Annotated in this window: 20 protein-coding genes and 3 pseudogenes; 12 read left to right on the top strand and 11 right to left on the bottom strand. The window is 57.1% G+C overall.

What is annotated here, in order from left to right; genetic code table 11:
• Positions 1-100 precede the first annotated feature (100 nt).
• Positions 101-559 carry a cytochrome c gene (locus tag FIU89_RS21505; protein ID WP_057796888.1) on the bottom strand — a complete coding sequence of 153 codons (459 nt, stop codon included), beginning with the start codon at positions 557-559 and terminating at the stop codon, positions 101-103.
• Positions 560-571: 12 nt separating this feature from the next.
• Positions 572-1,147, bottom strand: a pseudogene (locus FIU89_RS21500) (L,D-transpeptidase).
• 467 nt (positions 1,148-1,614) lie between these two features.
• Between FIU89_RS21500 and FIU89_RS21495 the strand changes: the two are divergent.
• Positions 1,615-2,768 (top strand): IS3 family transposase gene (locus FIU89_RS21495; protein ID WP_201455468.1). Its coding sequence is split into 2 segments (ribosomal slippage): positions 1,615-1,882 and positions 1,882-2,768, totalling 1,155 coding nucleotides; the frame shifts between segments, so codons are not numbered across the junction.
• Here the strand turns inward: FIU89_RS21495 and FIU89_RS22710 are convergent.
• Genes FIU89_RS22710 through FIU89_RS21480 form a run of 3 tightly spaced genes read right to left on the bottom strand, consistent with a single transcriptional unit; the run spans position 2,686 to position 5,218 of the window.
• Positions 2,686-3,090, bottom strand: coding sequence for an SHOCT domain-containing protein (locus FIU89_RS22710; RefSeq protein WP_160321424.1), 405 nt, complete (start codon positions 3,088-3,090; stop codon positions 2,686-2,688). The genes FIU89_RS21495 and FIU89_RS22710 overlap by 83 nt on opposite strands.
• The gene (locus FIU89_RS21485) at positions 3,087-4,499 is read right to left on the bottom strand and encodes an ATP-binding protein (RefSeq protein WP_057796890.1); all 1,413 of its coding nucleotides are present in this window, start codon (positions 4,497-4,499) and stop codon (positions 3,087-3,089) included. The genes FIU89_RS22710 and FIU89_RS21485 overlap by 4 nt, the downstream gene beginning before the upstream one ends.
• Positions 4,496-5,218: a response regulator gene (locus FIU89_RS21480; protein WP_057796891.1), complete on the bottom strand. Its 723-nt coding sequence runs from the start codon at positions 5,216-5,218 to the stop codon at positions 4,496-4,498. Before FIU89_RS21480 ends, FIU89_RS21485 begins: the two co-directional genes overlap by 4 nt.
• A 166-nt stretch (positions 5,219-5,384) precedes the next feature.
• Between FIU89_RS21480 and FIU89_RS21475 the strand changes: the two genes are divergently transcribed.
• Positions 5,385-5,660, top strand: a complete 276-nt coding sequence (locus FIU89_RS21475) for a hypothetical protein (protein ID WP_057796892.1) — start codon at positions 5,385-5,387, stop codon at positions 5,658-5,660.
• A 303-nt stretch (positions 5,661-5,963) separates the two neighbouring features.
• Here the strand turns inward: FIU89_RS21475 and FIU89_RS21470 are convergent, their stop codons facing one another.
• Positions 5,964-6,242, bottom strand: a complete 279-nt coding sequence (locus FIU89_RS21470; protein ID WP_144435650.1) for a YncE family protein — start codon at positions 6,240-6,242, stop codon at positions 5,964-5,966.
• A 15-nt stretch (positions 6,243-6,257) separates the two neighbouring features.
• Here FIU89_RS21470 and FIU89_RS21465 point away from each other — a divergent pair, with 15 nt between their 5' ends.
• Positions 6,258-6,863 carry a hypothetical protein gene (locus FIU89_RS21465; RefSeq protein WP_152477315.1) on the top strand — a complete coding sequence of 202 codons (606 nt, stop codon included), beginning with the start codon at positions 6,258-6,260 and terminating at the stop codon, positions 6,861-6,863.
• A 251-nt stretch (positions 6,864-7,114) separates the two neighbouring features.
• On the opposite strand, the gene FIU89_RS21460 is transcribed toward FIU89_RS21465, so the two are convergent.
• On the bottom strand, positions 7,115-7,393 hold the full coding sequence (locus FIU89_RS21460) for a hypothetical protein (protein ID WP_057796894.1): 279 nt from the start codon (positions 7,391-7,393) through the stop codon (positions 7,115-7,117).
• Between the two features lie 203 nt (positions 7,394-7,596).
• Here FIU89_RS21460 and FIU89_RS22705 point away from each other — a divergent pair, with 203 nt between their 5' ends.
• The 9 genes and pseudogenes from FIU89_RS22705 to petA all read left to right on the top strand — a co-directional run.
• Positions 7,597-8,061, top strand: a complete 465-nt coding sequence (locus FIU89_RS22705; protein WP_236544606.1) for a DMT family transporter — start codon at positions 7,597-7,599, stop codon at positions 8,059-8,061.
• Positions 8,062-8,085: 24 nt separating this feature from the next.
• On the top strand, positions 8,086-8,394 hold the full coding sequence (locus FIU89_RS22700) for an EamA family transporter (protein ID WP_236544607.1): 309 nt from the start codon (positions 8,086-8,088) through the stop codon (positions 8,392-8,394).
• A gap of 222 nt (positions 8,395-8,616) precedes the next feature.
• Entirely contained in the window at positions 8,617-9,249 is a 633-nt protein-coding gene (locus FIU89_RS21450) for an RNA polymerase sigma factor (RefSeq protein ID WP_057796895.1), read from the top strand.
• 1,690 nt (positions 9,250-10,939) lie between these two features.
• A complete protein-coding gene (locus tag FIU89_RS21435) occupies positions 10,940-11,152 on the top strand; it encodes a DUF5676 family membrane protein (protein ID WP_057796896.1) in 213 nt (70 codons plus the stop codon).
• Positions 11,153-11,425: 273 nt separating this feature from the next.
• Complete coding sequence (locus FIU89_RS21430; protein ID WP_216647100.1) at positions 11,426-13,729, top strand: copper-translocating P-type ATPase; 2,304 nt, start codon at positions 11,426-11,428, stop codon at positions 13,727-13,729.
• A gap of 51 nt (positions 13,730-13,780) precedes the next feature.
• Complete coding sequence (locus FIU89_RS21425; RefSeq protein ID WP_082631175.1) at positions 13,781-14,014, top strand: DUF2933 domain-containing protein; 234 nt, start codon at positions 13,781-13,783, stop codon at positions 14,012-14,014.
• Positions 14,011-14,661, top strand: coding sequence for an isoprenylcysteine carboxylmethyltransferase family protein (locus FIU89_RS21420; protein WP_201455466.1), 651 nt, complete (start codon positions 14,011-14,013; stop codon positions 14,659-14,661). The genes FIU89_RS21425 and FIU89_RS21420 overlap by 4 nt, the downstream gene beginning before the upstream one ends.
• 60 nt (positions 14,662-14,721) lie before the next feature.
• Positions 14,722-15,549 (top strand): annotated as a pseudogene (locus FIU89_RS21415) (YfcC family protein); the annotation flags it as partial.
• Positions 15,541-15,981, top strand: a pseudogene (petA, locus tag FIU89_RS22405) (ubiquinol-cytochrome c reductase iron-sulfur subunit); the annotation flags it as partial. The pseudogenes FIU89_RS21415 and petA, both read left to right, overlap by 9 nt.
• Positions 15,982-16,025: 44 nt before the next feature.
• Here petA and lgt read toward each other — a convergent pair.
• The 4 genes from lgt to FIU89_RS21395 are packed head-to-tail and all read right to left on the bottom strand — an operon-like array spanning position 16,026 to position 19,614.
• Positions 16,026-16,949, bottom strand: a complete 924-nt coding sequence (gene lgt, locus FIU89_RS21410; RefSeq protein WP_057796898.1) for a prolipoprotein diacylglyceryl transferase — start codon at positions 16,947-16,949, stop codon at positions 16,026-16,028.
• Positions 16,950-16,960: 11 nt separating this feature from the next.
• Entirely contained in the window at positions 16,961-18,283 is a 1,323-nt protein-coding gene (locus FIU89_RS21405) for an APC family permease (RefSeq protein ID WP_057796899.1), read from the bottom strand.
• Positions 18,284-19,024 carry a hypothetical protein gene (locus FIU89_RS21400; RefSeq protein ID WP_152477314.1) on the bottom strand — a complete coding sequence of 247 codons (741 nt, stop codon included), beginning with the start codon at positions 19,022-19,024 and terminating at the stop codon, positions 18,284-18,286. It abuts the gene before it with no gap.
• Positions 19,021-19,614 carry a TVP38/TMEM64 family protein gene (locus FIU89_RS21395; RefSeq protein ID WP_254701911.1) on the bottom strand — a complete coding sequence of 198 codons (594 nt, stop codon included), beginning with the start codon at positions 19,612-19,614 and terminating at the stop codon, positions 19,021-19,023. The genes FIU89_RS21400 and FIU89_RS21395 overlap by 4 nt, the downstream gene beginning before the upstream one ends.
• Positions 19,615-19,660 lie beyond the last annotated feature (46 nt).

Here is a 19,660-nt window from a genome sequence, read left to right as displayed (position 1 = left end):
CTGTGTTTCAATCGCGGCAATTATGGCGCCGGCAATCAGATCTGAAAATCGGAAGATCAGGCCGGATAGTGAGAGTGGGCACCCGGAACCTGCCCAAGGCTCAGTTGATCCCGTTCTCCCTTTGCAATTCACGTACATAGCGTGCGATCAACTTGACGTCGCCATCGGTCAAACCTTCGACCGGTGGCATGTTTCCGAATTTCCAGTGATGCGCGCGCACACCGTTTTTCGCGGCCATCACGAACGCCATGTCGGAATGGTGGTTCGGTTCGTAGATCTTGTGCACGAGTGGTGGTGCGACCCCGTTCTGGCCTGCGGCGTTCTTGCCGTGACATTCCGCACATGTCGCCTCGTAGGCCCGCTTGCCCATCTGCGCCTGGTCCGAAAGCTCCGCCGGCAGCGAAACTTCGACCATGGGGGCGCCCGATTCCAGATCACTGGTGTCGGGAGGTACCATCGAATGGCCCATCCCCTGCTGGGGTTGCTGCGCGATTTTCCAGTAGACTACCGCGCCGCCCAACACGAAGAAGGCCAGAATGGCTAGAACTGTCTTGTTCATTTGATCCTTACTTCAGATAAGTTTGACTTGGGTGCCGATTGGAGTCCTGTCGAACACTTCGATGATATCTTCGTTGTGGAGACCGATGCAGCCGCTGGAGGATTTGCGACCGATCTTGCGCGTGTCGCCGGTCCCATGGATGCGGTAGTACTGCCAGGTCAGATGCATGGCGCGCACGCCCAGCGGGTTCTCGGGGCCGGGGGCGACATATGCCGGCAAAGACGGATCGCGCTCGCGCATCGACGGGGTGGGCACCAAATCCGGCGCATCGTCCTTGTAGACGATTCGCTATAGCCACGCCGCGTGAGTTCGTCGCCCTTAGGAACCGATGTGGGGTAGATGCGCATCTCCCCATCCGCGGTCCAGTGCTGAAGAACTCTGGTGTTGGTATCGGAAAGCAGAATTCCTTTGCCGAGCGCGTCAAAGTGATCCTGCCAGCGATGCAACCGGAATGACGAAATATTCCGGCGAACTGAGTCCGAACTCTTGGGCACGCAACACCGATGGTGCCGCAAGAGCAACGAGCCCTCCAACCGAAAAGAATAGAAAGCCTCGGCGTCTTATTGCCCTGGGGGTCTTGTCTTCCATCGTCCGTCTCCGCGCATTCGATCCTTGAATGGGACTCTTGAACCGCCTTCCCGCACTGGAAGATCAAGAATGGTCGGGATGAAAACTCCGTGAAATACGTAACGGTTTGTATCGCTCACCTCCCTGCAGGATAAGCCTTTAGCAGGGTTTCGAATTACGGGGTCTCGACATTATGAAAATGGCCAAATCACGAGTAGAGCTTTCCAATTCAAGTAACATGATGAACTTTGGGATATGAGTCTGCTGTGCGGTCACACTTGCGCCGGTTTTGTTTTATGCTGTGGCAGGTCGCGTATCTGTTGGTTTCTCGAGCAACACGTTCATACTCGCGCCTTTGGCATGATGTCTGGGAGGTCATTTCGGCGAAGCGGGAAAGGGCATGATGGCTTAGCCTTGGAGTTCTTGCTTGCGGCGCCGAAACTCATCTTGGACCTGTCCCGGAATTGTTCCGCTCCTTTGACTTGGTAATTTGCCACAAAGGAGAGACATCATGGCACAAAAAACCAACCCCGGAATTCCGCGCCGAGGCAGTGGGGATAGCTTTGACCAGCGGACTGCCGCGTAAACAAGTGGCCGCCGATTTTGGCGTAGGCTTCTCCACGTTGAGCCGCTGGATTCAGAAGGATCGGCGCAATCCAGAGAAACCAACGGTCCAGTCTGATCTCGAACGCGAGATCACGGAGCTGCGGAAAGAGAACCGCATGCTCCGGGAGGAGAGGGAGGTGTTAAAAAAGGCCACGGTGTTCTTTGCGGAGAGAAGCAAATGAGGTTTGCCTTCGTTGAAGAACACCGAAACGACATCCCGGTGAACCGCTTGTGTGAGATTATGGACGTCAGCCCGCGAGGCTACCGCGCCTGGCTGTCCCGCCCTGCCAGTCGGCAGCAACGCACCGACATGGTGTTGCTCGCCCACATCCGCGAACAGTTCCGCTTGTCTCTGGGCAGCTACGGCAGGCCCCGCATGACCGAAGAGCTGAAGGAGCTGGGGTTTGATGTCGGGCATCGCCGCATTGGCCGTTTGATGCGACAGAACCGCATTACGGTGAAGAGGAACAAGAAGTTCAAGGCTACGACCGACAGCAATCACAGCTTCAACATCACGCCGAACCTGCTGAACCGGGACTTCTATGCGGATCGCCCCAACCAGAAATGGGCGGGCGACATCAGCTATGTCTGGACGCAGGAGGGGTGGCTCTATCTGGCTGTCATCCTCGACCTGCATTCTCGACGTGTCATTGGTAGGGCCGTCAGCAGCCGGATGAAACGCGATCTGGCGATCCGGGCACTGAACATGGCGATTGCGATGCGGCGGCCACACAAGGGCTGCATCCACCATACGGATCGCGGCTGCCAATACTGCTCTCACGACTACCAGAAAATCCTGCGCCAGGACGGCTTCAAGGCATCTATGAGTGGGACCGGGAACTGCTACGACAACGCTGCCGTCGAAACCTTTTTCAAGACCATCAAGGCGGAACTGCTGTGGCAGCGGTCTTGGCGGACACGTCGCGATGCTGAGATGGCCATCTTCGAATACATCAACGGCTTCTACAATCCGCCTCGAAGGCACTCAGCATTGGGCTGGAAAAGCCCCTTGGCCTTCGAAGCAAAGGCTGCATAAGTGAGCAATCGGAGCGGCACGAAAGCGTGACAGGTCCATCTTCGTCGATCTCACCGCGTGCATAGCGTTCCTTGAGGATCTCCATCGCATCGCGAGTTTCGCCCAAACGGTTGCTGGTGAGCATACGGAAGAAGAATACGGTAACCGCGATAATCACCCCCCAGAAAAGGATCATGCCGAAACCTCCCAACCAACCATGACCATCTCCCCACATCATGTGTCCAAAAGTGTTATCAGCAATGCCGCCTGGATCCGCGAGGGCCGAGACTGTGCCCGCAAACAGAGCGATTACGCTGGATTTGACCGTCAAATAGGCATTCATGATATTGTCTTTTCTTGCTGGTTGGAACTTTGTGAAAACGGCAAATCGAGTCGCGCAAGAAGCCCGCCGTCCGGGTGGTTCTGCAAAATTATATCGCCGCCATGCGAGCGCAGGATGGTGCGTGCGATTGACAGGCCGAGACCGGTGCCACCCGTCTCGCGTGAGCGTGACGTCTCGACCCGAAAAAATGGTTCGAAAACCTCTTCTAGCTGCGTCTCCGGGATGCCGGGACCATGATCACGAACCCAGATCGATGCCCTGTCATACTCGCGGCTATACGTGACCTCGACATCGTCGCCGTAACGTACTGCATTTTCTATGACGTTCCGCAAAGCTCGGCGCATGGATTGAGGCCGAAGCCTCACCCGAAGCGGTGTGTCCGTTTCGAGTCGGAATGCGTTGAGCATGTCACACTTCAGCTCAGTGAGAAATTCCCCCAATTCTATTGTTTCAGGAGGTTCACTTATTGCCATGCCTCGAGCAAAAGCCAGTGTGCGCTCGACCATATCCTGCATTTCCTCGATGGATTTCACCAAGGCGTCACGCGTCTCTTCCTCATCCACCATCTCTGCGTGAACCCGCAAAGCGGTCAGTGGCGAACGCAAATCGTGACCCAGAGCGGCCATTATACGCGTCTTGTCAGCGACCGTGCGCACCAGTCTCTCCTGCATGTGATTGAAGGTATCCGTCAGTTCTCTGACTTCGCTTGGTCCCGCGACTGGGAGTGGCTTGTTTTCCTCTCCCCTGCCAAGCCTGTCTGCGGCTTGCGCCAAGCGCCTTAACGGCCAGGTCAGGCGAGCAAGCAAGTACCAAAAAGCAACACCAATCAGGAACGCCGCCGTGAAACCAAAGCTCACCGCAGAAAAGATTGGCCACTGTAGCGGCGGTCGCTGAAAGCGCGTATCGACATTCAGCCATGTGCCATCTTCAAGCGCGATAGACAGTGTCAATTCAAGCCCCGAGATCTTGTCATGCATCATCTGCTTGTGCTCTGCGGCCATCTCCGGCGGCACTGACCTCATTGGCGGGAATGCGCGCTCAACCTCATGCAATTCTACTCGGATTTCGCGACTGTCTTCAGCGCCGAACAATGACCTGACGCGCGCTTCGACAGCTCCTCCCGCGCGGTGATCAAGATGATCCACAGCCGCCTGCGGGTCGGTCCGAAACCGTGCCAGCGGCGAATCTGCGGCGCGAAGAATCGAGGCTCGCAAGTCCGTTGGGGCCTGTTCTAGTAGCATGGCCACATTCGCCGCGCGCCCAGCCGCCTCGGCTCCTATTGCAGCACGTATCGCGAGACTGCGCTCGTCCACAAACAGCCAAATGCTAATCGCCTGAGCCACGGCGAGGCTACCAATGATGAGCAACAGAAGCTGGACGCGTAAACTATCCAGACGCTTGCGGATCACTGCTGCACCTCGACATCCGTTGCAAGGCAATAGCCCCCGTTTCGAACCGTTGTGATGATCTTCGGACGACCCGGGTTGTACTCGATCTTCCGCCTGAGGCGGCTGATCTGGTTGTCAATTGTCCGGTCGAAAGCGGCCGGTGTTCGTCCGACTGCCAGGTCTAAAAGCTGTTCTCGGCTAATCACGATACGCGGGCGTTCGAGCAGGATCGTAAGAAGTTTGAACTCTGATGTCGTCAGTACGTCCTCGCGGCCGTCCTCTGCGAAAAGGCGGCGCGTATCGGTTTCGAGCGTCCAGTCCGCGAACCTAACCCTGCTCCCCGTAAGACTCCCGGCAAGTGCTTCCGGTTTCTGCGCGCGGCGCAGAATTGCCTTTATCCGCGCCAGTAGCTCGCGAGGATTGAAGGGCTTGGGCAAATAGTCATCCGCACCGACTTCGAGGCCGATGATGCGGTCCATTTCCTCGCCAAGCGCTGTCAACATGAGGATGGGGGCCAGCCCTTTGGTGGACAGACGACGACAGACCGATATCCCGTCTTCGCCCGGCATCATCACGTCAAGGACAATAAGGTCATAGCGGCCAATCTTGAGTAGACTATCCATCTGGGAAGCGTCGACCGCCGTCGTCACGCGCATGTCATTCTTTTCCAGGTATCGCGCAACCGCTTTGCGAATTTCGGCGCTGTCGTCGACCAGAAGTATGTGCGGAGAGTTTGTCATCTTTTGTAACTAAGCGATGAAAGGATCGCTGCCGAGAAAATTTGTCGCGAAACGTAACAAAGCCGCACTTTGCGACAGATTGATACACACGTGCCGTCAGCAGCGTTCCAAAACCAAGTCATACTTCATCGGCAAACAATGCATGTAGGACAAAAGGAAAAAGTGAATGGGACGTAAACTGGCACTGATTTTTTGTACAACTGTCGCGGTGTCTGCTGGTGGTATTGTCTTGGCAGACAACGGCTACGGTACCGGGCATCACGAACTGCCCAAGCGAGGTGATGCCACCCATTCGGGAGATACAATGAAAGGCCACTTTCGGCACATAGACCGCAATCAGGACGGCATGGTGTCGCGCGAGGAGGTTGAAGCCCACGATGAACGTGACAAATGGTTCAAGCGAAACGCCCTGCTCGGGGAGTTTGCTGATCCAGGATTTTAGTTGTGAAGAACTCTCACAAAAGGGCAGGGTGGCTTGCTGAACAAGAGCGTGATCGAATTCTGCTCTCGCAGGCTTAGCTTTTGATTGAAGGAAGCTATCTCAAGCAGCTGAGCCGCTACAAGTTTTTCAGAGTTGACTAAATTGGCCACGTCGTGACGGCCCTTATTTCCGGAGCGGCGTGGTGATTTGCTTCAGCCTAGACTGCCAGCAGGGCCGTTGTACATACCGCAGCGTTGCTTATGCTGATTTGGCACTAACTAATCAGCTCAACTGCTTTGTCAGTAATCTTGCATAGCGGTGGACCTAAAACTGCAGTGTCCGATTGGGCTGAAATCGCCAGAACCTATGGTATTTGAACGAATTGATTCCCACGCGCCCACCTGTTGCGCGGTCAATGCGTACCACAAGGTTACGCTCGCGTGCACTCGACCAGATTGCATCTTTATCCGCTGCAACGCCGTGCAGGTTTCCTCCAAGTTCAAACGAATCAAGAGTTTCACCACTGTCGGCATTTTCAATTGAAACCTTGCCGACGTCAGACTCGCTGATAATCAATTGACGGGCCTCGGCATCCAGCATCATGTGCTTGGGTGGACCTTGCAGTTTGAAGTTGCGCGTAACTATCCCGTCTTCAGGATCGAGTTCGCTGATCGCGTCATTCCCGGCGTTGGAAACGAAGAAATAGCCCTTCTTTGGCTAGGCGATTACATATTCCGGGATCGGACCCGTGGCGACGATCGCAGTAACCTCACCGTGTTCCAGGTCGATCAGCGAAACAGCATCGAGTCCAGGATGCGTCACCGCGGCGAAGCGTTCATCCGACGAAACCCCGACATGGTGTATTATGCCGGGAACTTCGACGCGACGCAGGATTTCATGACTGTCCGCGTCGACCAAGGTGATCAGGCTCGAAGTGGTCGGGCCGGCATCTTCTCTGCCTCCATGGTGAGCTACGTGATCCTCCTCAGAAACTTCGGAAGGCTTGGGCACCATGCCGACTTCGGTTTCCGTAAGACTACCGGCAACCAGGATGCCGCGGTTTGTTGCGCCTGCCAGTTCGTGAACGTTGTCGAGACCCTCGATGCGGCCAACAGCCTCAAAGGCTTCATTCAGATGAAGTACTGTTCCGAGTTCTCCTTCCGGAATTTACACATCGGCTATTGCAGCGCTGCTAGTGAGTACTGTTGCACCGATTGCCAGTAACGGCATTCTCATAGGGTCGCTCCTTGTTTGCGCATAGCTTTCCGTGTTGATTTCCGAAGCTACCCGAAACGGGAATCGATGAACTGCGTCGACTGTGCGTTCTCTACCGCGAGGCGAAGCACGGATGAAAGGAAAGCCATAGCCGTTGACGAAACTTAAGCTGACTGCGGCGCATATTGAGCGCCACAGTCGTGATCAAGCTACAGAGAATTTGACTTTCCTTTGTCAGCAACAGCGCCTGCTGTATAGCCTCATTGGCCTCGCTGCGGATTGTCAAAGCGCTCTTCGAACATGCTCTTGAATTCTGATGCAGCCTGCATATGGGCCTCCATCTCCGCGCGCGTGACCTTGCCGTCCTTGTTTTGATCGGCGTGATCGAAATGGCCGCGCATCGTATCGTTCATGTGGATATTGTTATCGCGGTCGGGCAGATCATGATGCCCGGTTATATATCCCGTGTCCGCGAGCGCTGCGCCGCCGAGAGCCGTAGCAAATGCGGTTGCGAGAATGAGCGTGGTGTTACGTTTCATTGAAAGCCTCCATTTTGGCGTGTTGCAGGACCAAAGTGGCAAATGCGACGTGTCTTGCAACAGGCTCCGGGCGCTGTCGTGTAACGGTCTGTCGCAAAAGCCGACCTGGTTACATTTGGTGACAGATTCCCTCGGTATCTGACGCTTGATCCTGTCGATCCTAGACAGGATGAACGTGAGCCGGTTCGATGAAAGGACTGCCTATGACACCAGTAGCGGCCCTGAAGGTTGTGCTTGCGATGGTGCTCTGGGTCTTGTGCTTTCCGGTCATCGTGGTCGGGCTCAAATACTCGCCTCATCTCACTTTTGCCGCCATGAGGGCGCTCCTCGCAGGCGGCGTGCTTACAGTTTTGGCGCTGATGTTAGGGCGACCATTTCCGCGAGGGCACCGGGTTTGGTTGACGCTAGCGGGAGCTGGCTTCGGTGCGACGAGTCTTGGCTTTCTTGGGATGTTTCATGCGGCAGAGTTTGCCTCACCGGGCTTTGCGACAGTAATAGCGAATACGCAACCTCTTCTGGCCGCTGTCCTCGCGGCGTTCTGGCTCGGGGAAAAGCTGTCCTTGATTGGTAGCATAGGCTTGTTTGCCGGATTTGCAGGGATCGTGCTAATTGCTCTGCCCGATTTTCTGGCTGATGGAAACGAGAGTTATGTTATAGGCGTTCTGTAAATCATTCTTGCAGCCGCTGGCGTTATGCTTAGCAACGTCCTGATAAAATCCATTGCAGGAAAGGTGGACACCCTTTCGGCAATGGGCGTGCAGATGCTGTTAGGTAGCGTACCACTCGTCATTGCGGCGATATCCATGGAGGAGCCAACTACAATTAACTGGGCGCCCGCATTCATCGCGTCGCTTCTCGTCCTGGCGATGGCAGGATCGGCACTTGTCTATTGGCTGTGGTTCTCAGCGCTTGAAACAGTTCCATTGAATCGGGCCATTGCCTTCAGTTTTCTCATTCCGGTTTTTGGACTGACCTTGGGTATCGTTGTCTATGGCGAGTGACTCTCTGTCTTACAAATTGTAGGCATCGTTATGATATTTTTGGGAATAGGGATGGTTCAGCGCGGAAAGGAAAGGACACTCAATGAGGTTTGAATACGCATTCTTCCGAAACAACCGAGAACCGGTCGTTCATCCGTCACCTTCGATGAACGAACTTGAGTGCCACGTTATGTTGAACTTAATGCAATTTGCTCGCATCTAAATGAAATGGAGGGATGAGATATGACGGAGCCAGACACAAAAACACGGGAACCTGCCCACGACCGCGACCCGGCCGAGATCGCGCTTGCAGAGGGTCGGCAAGCCTTTCTGGGATTTCTGGTGCGCCGTTTGGGCAACAAGGCGGATGCGGACGATGTTTTGCAGGAATTCTGCGTTCGGGTGCTGACGCGCAAAGACCAGCTGCGAGACGTGGAGCGAATGGATTCCTGGCTCTATGCCATCTTGCGATCGACGATGAACGATCATTTCCGTAAGTTGGCTCGCCGGGGGCGCCTCGCCGAAGCGTATGGCAGCGAACCCGAGGCATTGGCTGATGATGCCCCCGCACAGATGGCGCAATTTTGCCGTTGCCTGGATGGTCTGGTTCCGGCGCAGCGGGCAGCAGATGCAGAATTGATTCGTCGGGTCGACTTCGGAGAGGAGGACCGTGCCGCGGTCGCCTTCGACATGGGCCTGACCCGCAACGCGCTTGGCGTGCGTCTGCATCGTGCCCGCGCGGCCTTGCGCGATGCGCTGACGGGTCAATGTGGCAAGTGCTGCAAGACAGGTTGGGATGACTGCTACTGCACTCCGATCGGCTGCGAAAACCCCGAAGATGAGACCCACTGTGCTCCCAAGGACGCATCGAACTGATGCTAGGTGAATAGGCCCAGCTTGTAATGGATTCCGCCAGGAAGCGTCGACTTACGGGAAAGCCCAGGTCCGGGCGTCATGGCAGGGACACCAAAATGATCAGCGGAAAAAAATATATCGGATCAGGCAATCCATGAGCGCCTCGCCTCCTCAACGGAGTTGTTTAGTCTCGTTCACCGGATAGGCTGCGCTTGCGCGTCGCATTCGCACCATGCCGATGCTCCGGTTTCCCAAGAACTCTTTCGGAGGATCGAAAGTGACGGCCAGAGTCTGGTTGAAGCGGCCAGAATTTTGGGTCTCGGACCCAAGGACTGCGCCTACCTCCTTGCCGGATTACGTCGCGATATGGCGACCGAACTCGTGGTTCTGCTGCTAGATACCGAAAGACCGTCTCCTGTTGTCTCAAATGAGACCAACAATTCAAAGCTACGGAAGTAGCGGCCTGATAGCAGCAAAAACCAAACGAACAGTGCTGCGGCTAATGGCCGTCGTGAACTCGACCAACAGCAAGCGACGGGGAGCAAGATGTCCGATTTAAAAACAGGCAATTGATGTCCCAGACGCAAACGCTCGCGAGACTTTCTCTACTGTGCCACTGGCGCCACCGGAGTAGTGGCAACGGGCCCCGCCGTCTGGCATTGATCAATTCCGTGAATTCTTCGGCCGATATCATCAGCCAATCGACTAGTGTCGTCGATTTAACGGACGCTACTACAAGACCCGGGAGCGCGTTTGACTGGGCGGGAGATCCTGTCTTTATATAGCGGCGTTAGCCCGCGATGATCGCTAAGGCGCGAGCGGCAGTTTTGGATCAGCTCGTTGACCCGATTGACGACGTGAAGGACCCCCCACCGTCGACTAGGAGTTGACAGCGATTGATCAGAACAGATCGGCTCTGGAGGGCGGTCAAGGGTTAATCGTGGTTCGAACGTGCACCACCTATTTGGGGGTCTGCCGGTGGGTCAGCGTTGGAGAGTTCGGCGAGTGGTTTTGCGCGTGCCACTGATAGCAGTGCGATCAGTCGGGCTGAATTGGAAAAGGTCCCGTACCCCGAAATCTCGGCATTACGCCCTATAGCCTCGAGTCCGATTTGTTGCTGTTGATCGGAGCGACGTGACTGGCGGATGGGTCGCGGAATTCACCGAATTTCCTGTAATGGAATGTAGTAGTGGGCGTCTCCAATATGAAACCATGATTGAAGGAGACCAAGATGGCTCAGAAATCCATCCAAAACGATGAATCTCAAACCAAAACCGCAAAGTCCGGTGGGTGCTGTGGCGGCAGTTCCGTCAACACAGCTACCGAAGTCCAACCCAAGGCCAGATCGTCTGCTGCACCGTTGGGGAAATGCTGCTGCAGCAAAAATTGAGATCAGTTGCGACACGGCCTCGCTTAGCGAGAAGGACAGATCAGTAGCTGTTCAACATACGTCAAGAGAAAGGTTTCATAGCCATGATTATAATAAGCGTTTTTGCGGGTTCCTGTGCCCTGCTTTTCGTCCATTCGTACTACTCATGGCGAAATCGCGCGGTAGCTATCCCGGTTGTCCTCGAACGAGATCACACATCGGACGCCATTTTTGGGCGCACATTGTGACAAAACGATACAGGAAGCTTCGTGACAGCCCTTCGGCTGTGGGTGCAGTCATCGCCACAACGAGGCAGCTCTGAAAGGTTTGGAAGGAGAAATCATGTCAGATTTTAAATCGGTTCGTATCTATCCCCTAGGGATGGCCCTTGGGACTCTGCTGGCGATCAGCTTCGTGCTGTGCGTTATCTCCGGCCTGACATTCCCGACCGCCACCATGTATCAGGCCTGGCTACCACTTCTGCCCGGCGTGACTTGGATCAGCTGGCCAAGCGTCTTTCTGGGGCTGATCGAGAGCTTCGCCTATGGCTGGTAAATTGCCGTGATTTTCGTACCGGCGTTCAACTTCTTTTCGCGCAAGGCGAAGGCATGACAAACCAACAAGAGTACCCCCAAAAACCACCTTGTGGCCATCGTCCCTGCGCGTTGGGGGCGTCGGTTACATCGATCCAATAGTGACGAGCCAATTGCGAACAGGAAAGGAAGCAGGATGAACGTGACGAAATGCCGGGGCGGCAGGCAAAGAGAGGGTGACGAGAGCTATGACATGGTACCAGACGGCTATACCGGCACGGTCTATACCTGCTCGATGCACCCCGAAGTGCGTAGCGCCGAGGAAGGGAAATGTCCCAAATGCGGCATGTTCCTAGTGCCCGAAGGTGACGTTGGGCAGCAATGGCATCATGACCATTCTGGGCACGCCCATGCGCATGGCGCTGCAACTGTCGGGGTGAAGAACGGCGACTATGACACCGTGCCGGAGGGCTTCAACGGCACTGTCTATACGTGCCCGATGCATGCGCAGGTACGCCATCCTGGCCCCGGATCCTGTCCGATCTGCGGCATGGGGTTGGAGCCTGAAACAGTCAGCCTTGAGGATGATGGTCCGAATCCCGAGCTGGTCGACTTTACCCGTCGATTCTGGGCTGGTGTCGTGCTGACAATGCCCGTTCTCGTTTTAGCGATGGGTCCTTTCGTAGGTTTCACATATTTCATGGAGCAACTGGGCGAACGCCCTTCGCTCTGGCTGGAGTTGGCGCTCTCGACGCCCGTGATCCTTTGGTCGGGTTGGCCATTCTTTGTGCGCGGCTATCAGTCGTTCCGGACGATGAATCTCAACATGTTCAGCCTGATTTCGATGGGTGTAGGTGCGGCGTATATCTTCAGTATCGTTGCGGTCATCGCGCCGCAGATTTTCCCGACCGGGTTCCGCGATGAGAACGGCAATGTCGGCGTCTATTTCGAGGCCGCCGCCGTGATCGTAACGCTGGTTCTGCTGGGCCAGGTGATGGAATTGCGCGCCCGCGAAGGCACCGGCAAGGCGATCCGGGCCTTGCTGGACATGGCAGCCAAGACAGCGCTCGTGATCCGCCCTGACGGCACCGAAGAGGAAATCGAGCTGGACCAGGTGCAGCTGGGCGATCACATTCGCGTGCGCCCCGGCGACAAGGTTCCGGTCGATGGTGTGGTGGTCGAAGGCCGCTCCTCGGTGGACGAGTCGATGATTTCCGGAGAACCCGTCCCCGTCGAGAAGGTCGCGGGCGAACCCGTTACCGGGGCCACGATCAACGGCACCGGCAGCCTGGTCATCGAGGCCACGCGCATCGGGGCGGATACAATGCTTTCCCAGATCGTGCAGATGGTTGCCAACGCACAGCGCAGCCGTGCGCCGATCCAGAAATACGCCGATCAGGTCGCGGGGATGTTCGTGCCAGCGGTGATCGCCGTCGCAATCGTGTCATTCATCGTCTGGTCGATCTGGGGGCCTGATCCCGCAATGGCCTATGGCCTCGTCTCGGCTGTGGCGGTGCTGATCATCGCCTGTCCCTGTGCGCTTGGTCTTGCCACGCCGATGTCGATCATGACCGCCACGGGCACAGGTGCGCAGATGGGCGTACTGATCAAGAACGCCGAAGCGCTGGAGCGGTTTGAAAAGATCGACACGCTGATAGTGGACAAGACTGGTACGCTGACCGAAGGGAAGCCCAAACTGGTCGCGGTGCTGACCGAGGAAGGACATGACGAGGCCGAAGTCTTGCGCTTGGCCGCATCGCTGGAGCGCGGCTCAGAACACCCGTTGGCCGAGGCCATCGTGCGCGGGGCAGAGGAGCGCGGTGTCGATTTCACCAAGACCGAGGACTTCGAGGCGGTGACCGGCAAGGGCGTCAAAGGCCGCGTCGACGGCAAGTCGGTTGCGCTTGGCAATGCAGCACTGATCCACGACATGGGACTGGACAGCGGCGCGCTGGTCGACACCGCCAACGCGCGGCGCGACGAAGGCGAGACCGTAATGTTCATCGTACTGGATGGCACGATTGCCGGATTGGTCAGCGTCGCTGACCCGGTCAAGGAAACTACTCCCGCGGCCCTCAAGGCGCTACATGAACAAGGATTTCGGATCATCATGGCGACCGGCGACAACGAGCGCACCGCGCAGGCCGTCGCTAGCCGCCTCGGCATTGATGAGATTCGCGCTGATGTACTGCCCGAGGACAAAGCGCATATTATCCGCGAGCTGCAAAAACAGAGCCGAAAGGTCGCCATGGCCGGCGATGGGGTCAATGACGCCCCCGCACTTGCCCAGGCAGATGTCGGCATCGCGATGGGCACGGGAGCGGATGTGGCCATCGAAAGCGCGGGGTTCACATTGGTTAAGGGCAATCTCGACGGCATCGTGCGAGCCCGCAAACTGAGCCACGCCACGATGCGCAATATCCGCCAGAACCTGTTCTTCGCGCTGATCTACAACGCGTCGGGTGTGCCTATAGCAGCCGGTATCCTCTATCCGTTCTTTGGTATCCTGATCGGCCCAATTTTTGCCGCCTTCGCCATGAGCGCATCTTCGCTGTCGGTGGTGTTGAATGCTCTTCGGCTGCGGCGACTGAAGTTCTGAACCAATAATGGCAGACGATTTCTCCATTCAACAGTAACAGGATCAAAGCAGATGACTGAGCATGATGATAATCACGACAATCACGAAAACGGCTTTTGGAAATCTCGCACAGGCGTCTTTCTTCTGATTGCTCTCGGGATTGGTGCGTTCCTCCTCGCATTCGAACATCGCGTCCACATTTTTGGCGGTAATGGGTTTCTCGCGCTGCTTCTTCTCGGATGCGTCGTGATGCATCTCTTCATGCATGCTGGGCACGGGGGTCATGGCGGAGGCGATAAGTCATGATGCACGATCCCGGTTATGGGCTGTGGTTCTTTACCCTGCTGAATGCCGCCATTTTCATCATGTTTGCATTCAGCTTCTTCAAGCCGCAAACGGCGCGAGACTGGCGTAGTTTCGGAGCCTTCAGCGCATTTTTAGTGGCCCTGTTCACCGAAATGTATGGCTTTCCTCTCACGATTTATCTGCTGTCCGGTTGGTTGCAGAGCACTTACCCAGGGATTGACTGGTTTTCGCACGATGCCGGCCACCTTCCGGAAATGCTCTTCGGCTGGCAAGCCAACCCGCATTTCGGCCCTTTCCACATCCTAAGCTTCGTTCTGATCGGACTTGGGTTCTGGATGATCTCGGCCGCATGGCGAGTGCTTTACCAAGCCCAACGGAACGGCACGCTGGCTACCAGTGGTCCCTATGCGCGTGTCCGACATCCGCAATACGTGGGTTTCATCCTCGTTTTGACCGGCTTTCTGGTCCAGTGGCCAACATTGCTGACACTGGCGATGTATCCGGCGTTGTTCTGGATGTACGTGCGGCTTGCTCGCGCAGAGGAGCGGGAAACCCGGGCCGCGTTCGGAGACAGGTTCGACGCGTATGCCGCGCGAGTTCCCGCCTTCTTGCCAAACTTCACGCAGGCACATGACGCAACTCAATGACAAGACGGTAGTGGATCCCTGAACGACAATCCAACCGATAGGGAAGCACACAGTAATGGCGTGTCGTCATGGTTTCCAACCGCGTACACGATCCTTTTTCCTTAATCATCATTGTCGCAGGCCTGACCTGGATCATCCCCGCAGGACAATATGATCGTGCGATGAACGAAGAGGTCGGGCGTGAAGTTGCCGTGCCGGGAACCTACCAGACCGTCGATCCCAATCCGCAGGGCTTTGTCGAAGTCATGCTAGCTCCCGTGGCAGGATTCTATGACCCGGACAGTTATGCGGCGAACGCAATTGATGTAGCGCTGTTTGTGCTCCTGCTGGATGGGTTTCTTGGCGTAGTCAACGCCACCAAAGCCATCGATACTGGCATCCAGACGGGCGATGGGCTGCATGAAAGGGCGCGAGATCTGGATGATACCGATCCTGATGTCGCTGTTCGCCTTGGGCGGCACGACCTACGGCATGGCATAGGAAAAACCGGCCTTTTATGCACTGCTGATCCCGGTTGTTGTCGCCGCGGGGTTTGATGCGGTCACCGGCGTCGCCATCATCCTGATCGGAGCTGGCATCGGCACCCTCGGCTCCACGATCACCCCTTTTACAACCGTCATCGCATCAAACGCGGCGGGGATACCCCTTACCCAGGGTATGGCATTGCGGCTAGTCATCCTGACCGGCAGACTCTTGACATGCATCGCCTACGTGATGCGCTACGCCGCTAAAGTAAAGGCCGATCCATCCCACTCGGTGGTCGCCAAGCAGCGCGATGCACATCGCCGGATATTCTTAAGCGCTGACGATGGCGAATTCACCGAACCGGAGCTGACCGGAACCCAGAAGCTGGTGCTGGTCCTGTTCTTCGCCACCTTCGCGGTGGTCAGGGCTTTGCTCAGGATCCGCGTGGATATTTCCGAGCTGACACCTGGCACGCAACTCACTGTCAAGTAGCGGGGAAAACCGGTGTTCATCCGCTATCGAACTGAAGAGGAAATTTCTGCGGCACGTTCCGAAAGTGTCGCCGACCTACCTGATGCGATCGCAAGAAACCCCAACTTCGACGGGGACGTGCCTGCGACCGATGAGCACCGGGCAGTTCCCGGCCGCGAAGAGTATTTGATCATGATTGGCGTTTGCACTCACTTGGGATGCGTTCCGCTTGGAAAAGGCTCCGGCGATTTTGGAGGTTGGTTTTGCCCTTGCCACGGCTCGCATTATGACCCCGCCGGGCGCATCAGAAAGGGACTCGCACCAGAGAACCTTCACATTCCGGACCTTTCGCTGTCGGATGACTTGATTCTCGTTTTGGGATAAACGGCGCGCAGCGTTTCATTGCATAGGTTCGAGCGGATCGAAACTTACACAGTCTCGGTTGTCTTCTGGTCGCGATCTCGCTGTTGCATGCGAAAAGCCCAACAGATCAATGCCAGTCCGGCAAAGATCATTGGAAGCGACAACGCCTGCCCCATCGTTAGTCCCCAGGTTCCGAAATGCAGGGCGTGTCCGATTGGGTTATCCTCACTCACGAATTGCAAATCCGGCTGCCTGAAGAACTCGACTAAGGCCCTGGACATGCCATAGCCCGCAAGAAACACTCCTGTCAGGGCACCGGGCCTTTTCAGCCATCCCTTTCGCCATGCCAGAACCAGCATAAGGATGCCCAGCACCACTCCTTCAAGCAACGCTTCGTAAAGCTGCGACGGGTGCCGCGCACATAGCCCCACCACGCCTGGGCAGGCTTGCGCGGCCTCTCCGGGGAAGATCACCGCCCATGGAACATCAGTCGGCCGTCCCCAGAGCTCGTTATTGGTGAAATTGGCGAGACGTCCGAGTAACAACCCGGGTGGCGTGGCCAGAGCCAAGATGTCCGCAGTTCCAAGAAACGACGCGCGCTGGCGGATACAGAAGACAAGCCCAGCGACCGTCACCCCGAGAAACCCACCATGGAAGGACATGCCGCCCTGCCAGACCATCAGGATTTCCAAAGGGTTTTTCAGGTAGTATTGCGGCTCGTAGAACAGGACAAAACCAAGACGCCCACCGATGATGACGCCGAGAATAATCCACGTGAGCAGTTCATCCAACTGCGCGGGTTTCATAGGTGGCCCAGCATCCGACCAGAGCGCAGGACGCCCGAAGGTCCGAACGCAAATTCGCCAACCTGTTACGATGCCGACGATGTACGCGAGCGCGTACCATCGGAGCGCGAGGTGAAAACCCCAAATATCAATCGAAAAGACTTCGTGGCCGATGTCTGGAAACGGAAGGGCGGCAGTTAGCATTGTCTATCGTCCTACATATGCGAGTGAGGCTCGGATTTATCCTCTTGTGGTGGACGATGGCGCAAGAATAGACCCACGAAGGCAAAGACAGCGACCATCATCCCGATCGAGACCAGCACGATCAACGGATCGCTCTGCCATTTCAGCGCGGTGAACGCCGCCAGCACGATGATGTCGAGCGCGATCGCGCCGAGCAGAATAGCCCCCACGGCACCAATCTCCTGTCGCAGGTGCCGAAACACGCCCCAGTGGATGATGATGTCCATCACCAGATAGAAGAACGCACCGAGCGAGGCGATCCGGCTGAGATCGAAGAACACCGCTAGGAAACTGGCGATTACCACGGTGTAGACCAAAGTATGGTCTCGGATCGCACCCGGCATGCCGAAGTGGCTGTGGGGGATCAGTTTCATGTCGGTCAGCATGGCAAGCATTCTAGAGACCGCGAAAATGCTCGCGATCAGTCCTGATGACGTGGCGACGATGGCCAATAGGACAGTCAGGTAGAAGCCCGTGCGGCCCAAGGTCGGCCCCGCGGCTTCAGCAAGGGCATAGTCTTTTGCAGCGATGATCTCTTCAAGGTTAAGACTGGAACCGACGGCGAAGGCGACGAGAAGATAAACGATAACGCAGATGCCGATGGACGCAACGATGGCCCGACCGATATTACGGTTCGGATTGTTCACTTCGGCACCGCTATTGGTGATCGTGGTGAACCCTTTGAAAGCCAGGATCGTAAGCGCAACGGAGGCCACGAAGCCGGTGATTTGCGTCGATTGCCCGTCCGTCGCCGCCTCGAACGAGATACCGCCTGCCCAGAGCGCCGCCGCCCCGAAAAGCGCGATACCTCCCACCTTTAGGATAGCCATGACGATCGAGAACAAGCCAACCGACCGGTTGCCGGCAGCGTTGATGAGATAGGCAAACACAATCAGACCCACACCGAGGGTAGAAACCAACCAGTTGGTCCGCTCGACGCCTAATCCCTCCAAAGAATATGTGGCGAAAGTCCGCGCAACGAGGCTTTCGTTGATGACCATCGATAGGGCCATGAGCAGCGCGGCCCCCGCGGCGACGGTCGTCGGGCCATAGGCCTTTTGCAGGATCACCGCGATGCCTCCCGCAGACGGGTAGGCGTTGGACATCTTGACGTAGGTATAGGCGCTGAACGCGGTGACGAGCGCGCCGGCGATGAAGGACAACGGGAAGAGTGGTCCGGCAAGCTGCGCGATCTGCCCGGTCAGTGCGAAGATACCGGCGCCGATCATCACGCCTGTCCCCATCGCAATCGCACCGGCGAGGCTGATGCTGTTCGCCTTGTATTCCGATTTCATCTAGACATTTTCCTTTCCGAATGCGCGTGCCTTCCCGGCAGAGAGCGTCTGCGGTCTGCGGTAATGGCCCCGCTTGCCATCCCCGGCGATGAGATTGGCGCCGGGCCAGTCGTAGAGGCACCAACTTTGGCGAAAGGCTTCCAGCAGTTCGGGCTCTGCGCGATGCCTCGCGACCGCCCGGGCGAATGTTTGCGGCGGACGATGTGTGAAATGCGTTTGCGGGTCGTCACCATCGCGAAAGACGCGCGCGGCATAGCCCGGGGCGCCGACCGGGTAGAAGAGAAACACTAGCAGTGCCCGGATCGTCCAGCGCAGCCTGCGCCCGGGATAGCGGCTGATGAGCCGCGCGGACAGCGACGACAGGCGCAGCATCCGGCGGTAGAGGTCCCAACCGACATCGGTGACGACCGCGTGCGCGCACCCCGTCTCGACCCCTGGGCGCCGCAGAGCGGTATCGGCGGCGACGGTGTAGATGTCAAGCTCCACCATCAGCCGGCTGCCGCCATCGGGCAGGGTCTGCAAACCGACAATCTCCCGCGTTTCTTCCGCTGCACGATCGAGCGTGACGAGAAAACGCTCGATGTCTTCAGGCGGCCAGCGCACCTCTTCGCCATCCGCAAGGTGCAATGCCCGATTGCCCAGTTGCCGGCGGCAAGTCCGCAACATCTCGCGGCGGATCAGCGCGCGAACGGCTCTCCAGTCCGGGGACGGGCGCGCGTCGGGCCTGGGGGTCGCGGTCATGAGCGTGCCTTCCTCCCGCGCTGCTCGCGGATCGCCACGGCGATAATGGGGGCCAGCGTCAGTGCCCCCAGCCCGACAGCGGCCCAGGCGGCTCGCCCGGGCTCCCCGCTCATCGCCTCGTTACCGAAATGCGCGAGAACGAAACTGGCGGGGATGATGCCGGCAAGCGTCGCTACAGCGAAACGCCAGAAATGCAGGCAGCTGAGACCGGCAGCGTAGCTGACGATGTCGAACGAGATAAACGGCATCAGCCGGCTGGCGAACACGGTCAGGGTCAGCGCGTTTTGCGATCCGAGCCAGCCCTTGTCCACCGTCTCGCCGAACCATCTGGTCAGCACATCGCGCCCTAGGAACCGTGCCAGAGCGAAGGCCGCCAGGGCGCCGAATTCGGCGCCGATGACGATGTAAATGGTGCCGATCGTATGTCCGTATGCGGCACCTGCCGCCAAGGCGATAGGTGCGCTTGGGATCGGCGTGGCGACGATGGCGATCGTCATGAGGGCGATGATGACGATCGGCCCCCATGCGCCGGCAGCGCTCACCCAGGCCGATATCCGCTCGCCGCTGAGGTCTTCCACGAAGCCTGACAAGGGCCCAAGGAACAGCGCCGCCGCAGCGGCCACGAGCGCGACCGCG

The sequence above is a fragment of the Roseovarius sp. THAF27 genome (genome assembly GCF_009363655.1).
In the GTDB taxonomy this organism is placed as follows: domain Bacteria; phylum Pseudomonadota; class Alphaproteobacteria; order Rhodobacterales; family Rhodobacteraceae; genus Roseovarius.
Note: the sequence above shows the minus strand (reverse complement) of the source record. Positions and strands in the feature narration are given on the sequence as shown.

Bases quoted from the DNA above. Each gene is read 5' to 3' on its own strand.
- FIU89_RS21425 (WP_082631175.1), top strand. From the start codon at position 13,781: ATGACTGAGCATGATGATAATCACGACAATCACGAAAACGGCTTTTGG.
- FIU89_RS21400 (WP_152477314.1), bottom strand. From the start codon at position 19,024: ATGACCGCGACCCCCAGGCCCGACGCGCGCCCGTCCCCGGACTGGAGA.
- FIU89_RS21405 (WP_057796899.1), bottom strand. From the start codon at position 18,283: ATGAAATCGGAATACAAGGCGAACAGCATCAGCCTCGCCGGTGCGATT.
- lgt (WP_057796898.1), bottom strand. From the start codon at position 16,949: ATGCTAACTGCCGCCCTTCCGTTTCCAGACATCGGCCACGAAGTCTTT.
- FIU89_RS21435 (WP_057796896.1), top strand. From the start codon at position 10,940: ATGTCAGATTTTAAATCGGTTCGTATCTATCCCCTAGGGATGGCCCTT.
- FIU89_RS21430 (WP_216647100.1), top strand. From the start codon at position 11,426: ATGCACCCCGAAGTGCGTAGCGCCGAGGAAGGGAAATGTCCCAAATGC.
- FIU89_RS22700 (WP_236544607.1), top strand. From the start codon at position 8,086: ATGCTTAGCAACGTCCTGATAAAATCCATTGCAGGAAAGGTGGACACC.
- FIU89_RS21505 (WP_057796888.1), bottom strand. From the start codon at position 559: ATGAACAAGACAGTTCTAGCCATTCTGGCCTTCTTCGTGTTGGGCGGC.
- FIU89_RS21450 (WP_057796895.1), top strand. From the start codon at position 8,617: ATGACGGAGCCAGACACAAAAACACGGGAACCTGCCCACGACCGCGAC.
- FIU89_RS22710 (WP_160321424.1), bottom strand. From the start codon at position 3,090: ATGAATGCCTATTTGACGGTCAAATCCAGCGTAATCGCTCTGTTTGCG.
- FIU89_RS22705 (WP_236544606.1), top strand. From the start codon at position 7,597: ATGACACCAGTAGCGGCCCTGAAGGTTGTGCTTGCGATGGTGCTCTGG.
- FIU89_RS21480 (WP_057796891.1), bottom strand. From the start codon at position 5,218: ATGACAAACTCTCCGCACATACTTCTGGTCGACGACAGCGCCGAAATT.
- FIU89_RS21460 (WP_057796894.1), bottom strand. From the start codon at position 7,393: ATGAAACGTAACACCACGCTCATTCTCGCAACCGCATTTGCTACGGCT.
- FIU89_RS21470 (WP_144435650.1), bottom strand. From the start codon at position 6,242: ATGATGCTGGATGCCGAGGCCCGTCAATTGATTATCAGCGAGTCTGAC.
- FIU89_RS21420 (WP_201455466.1), top strand. From the start codon at position 14,011: ATGATGCACGATCCCGGTTATGGGCTGTGGTTCTTTACCCTGCTGAAT.
- FIU89_RS21475 (WP_057796892.1), top strand. From the start codon at position 5,385: ATGGGACGTAAACTGGCACTGATTTTTTGTACAACTGTCGCGGTGTCT.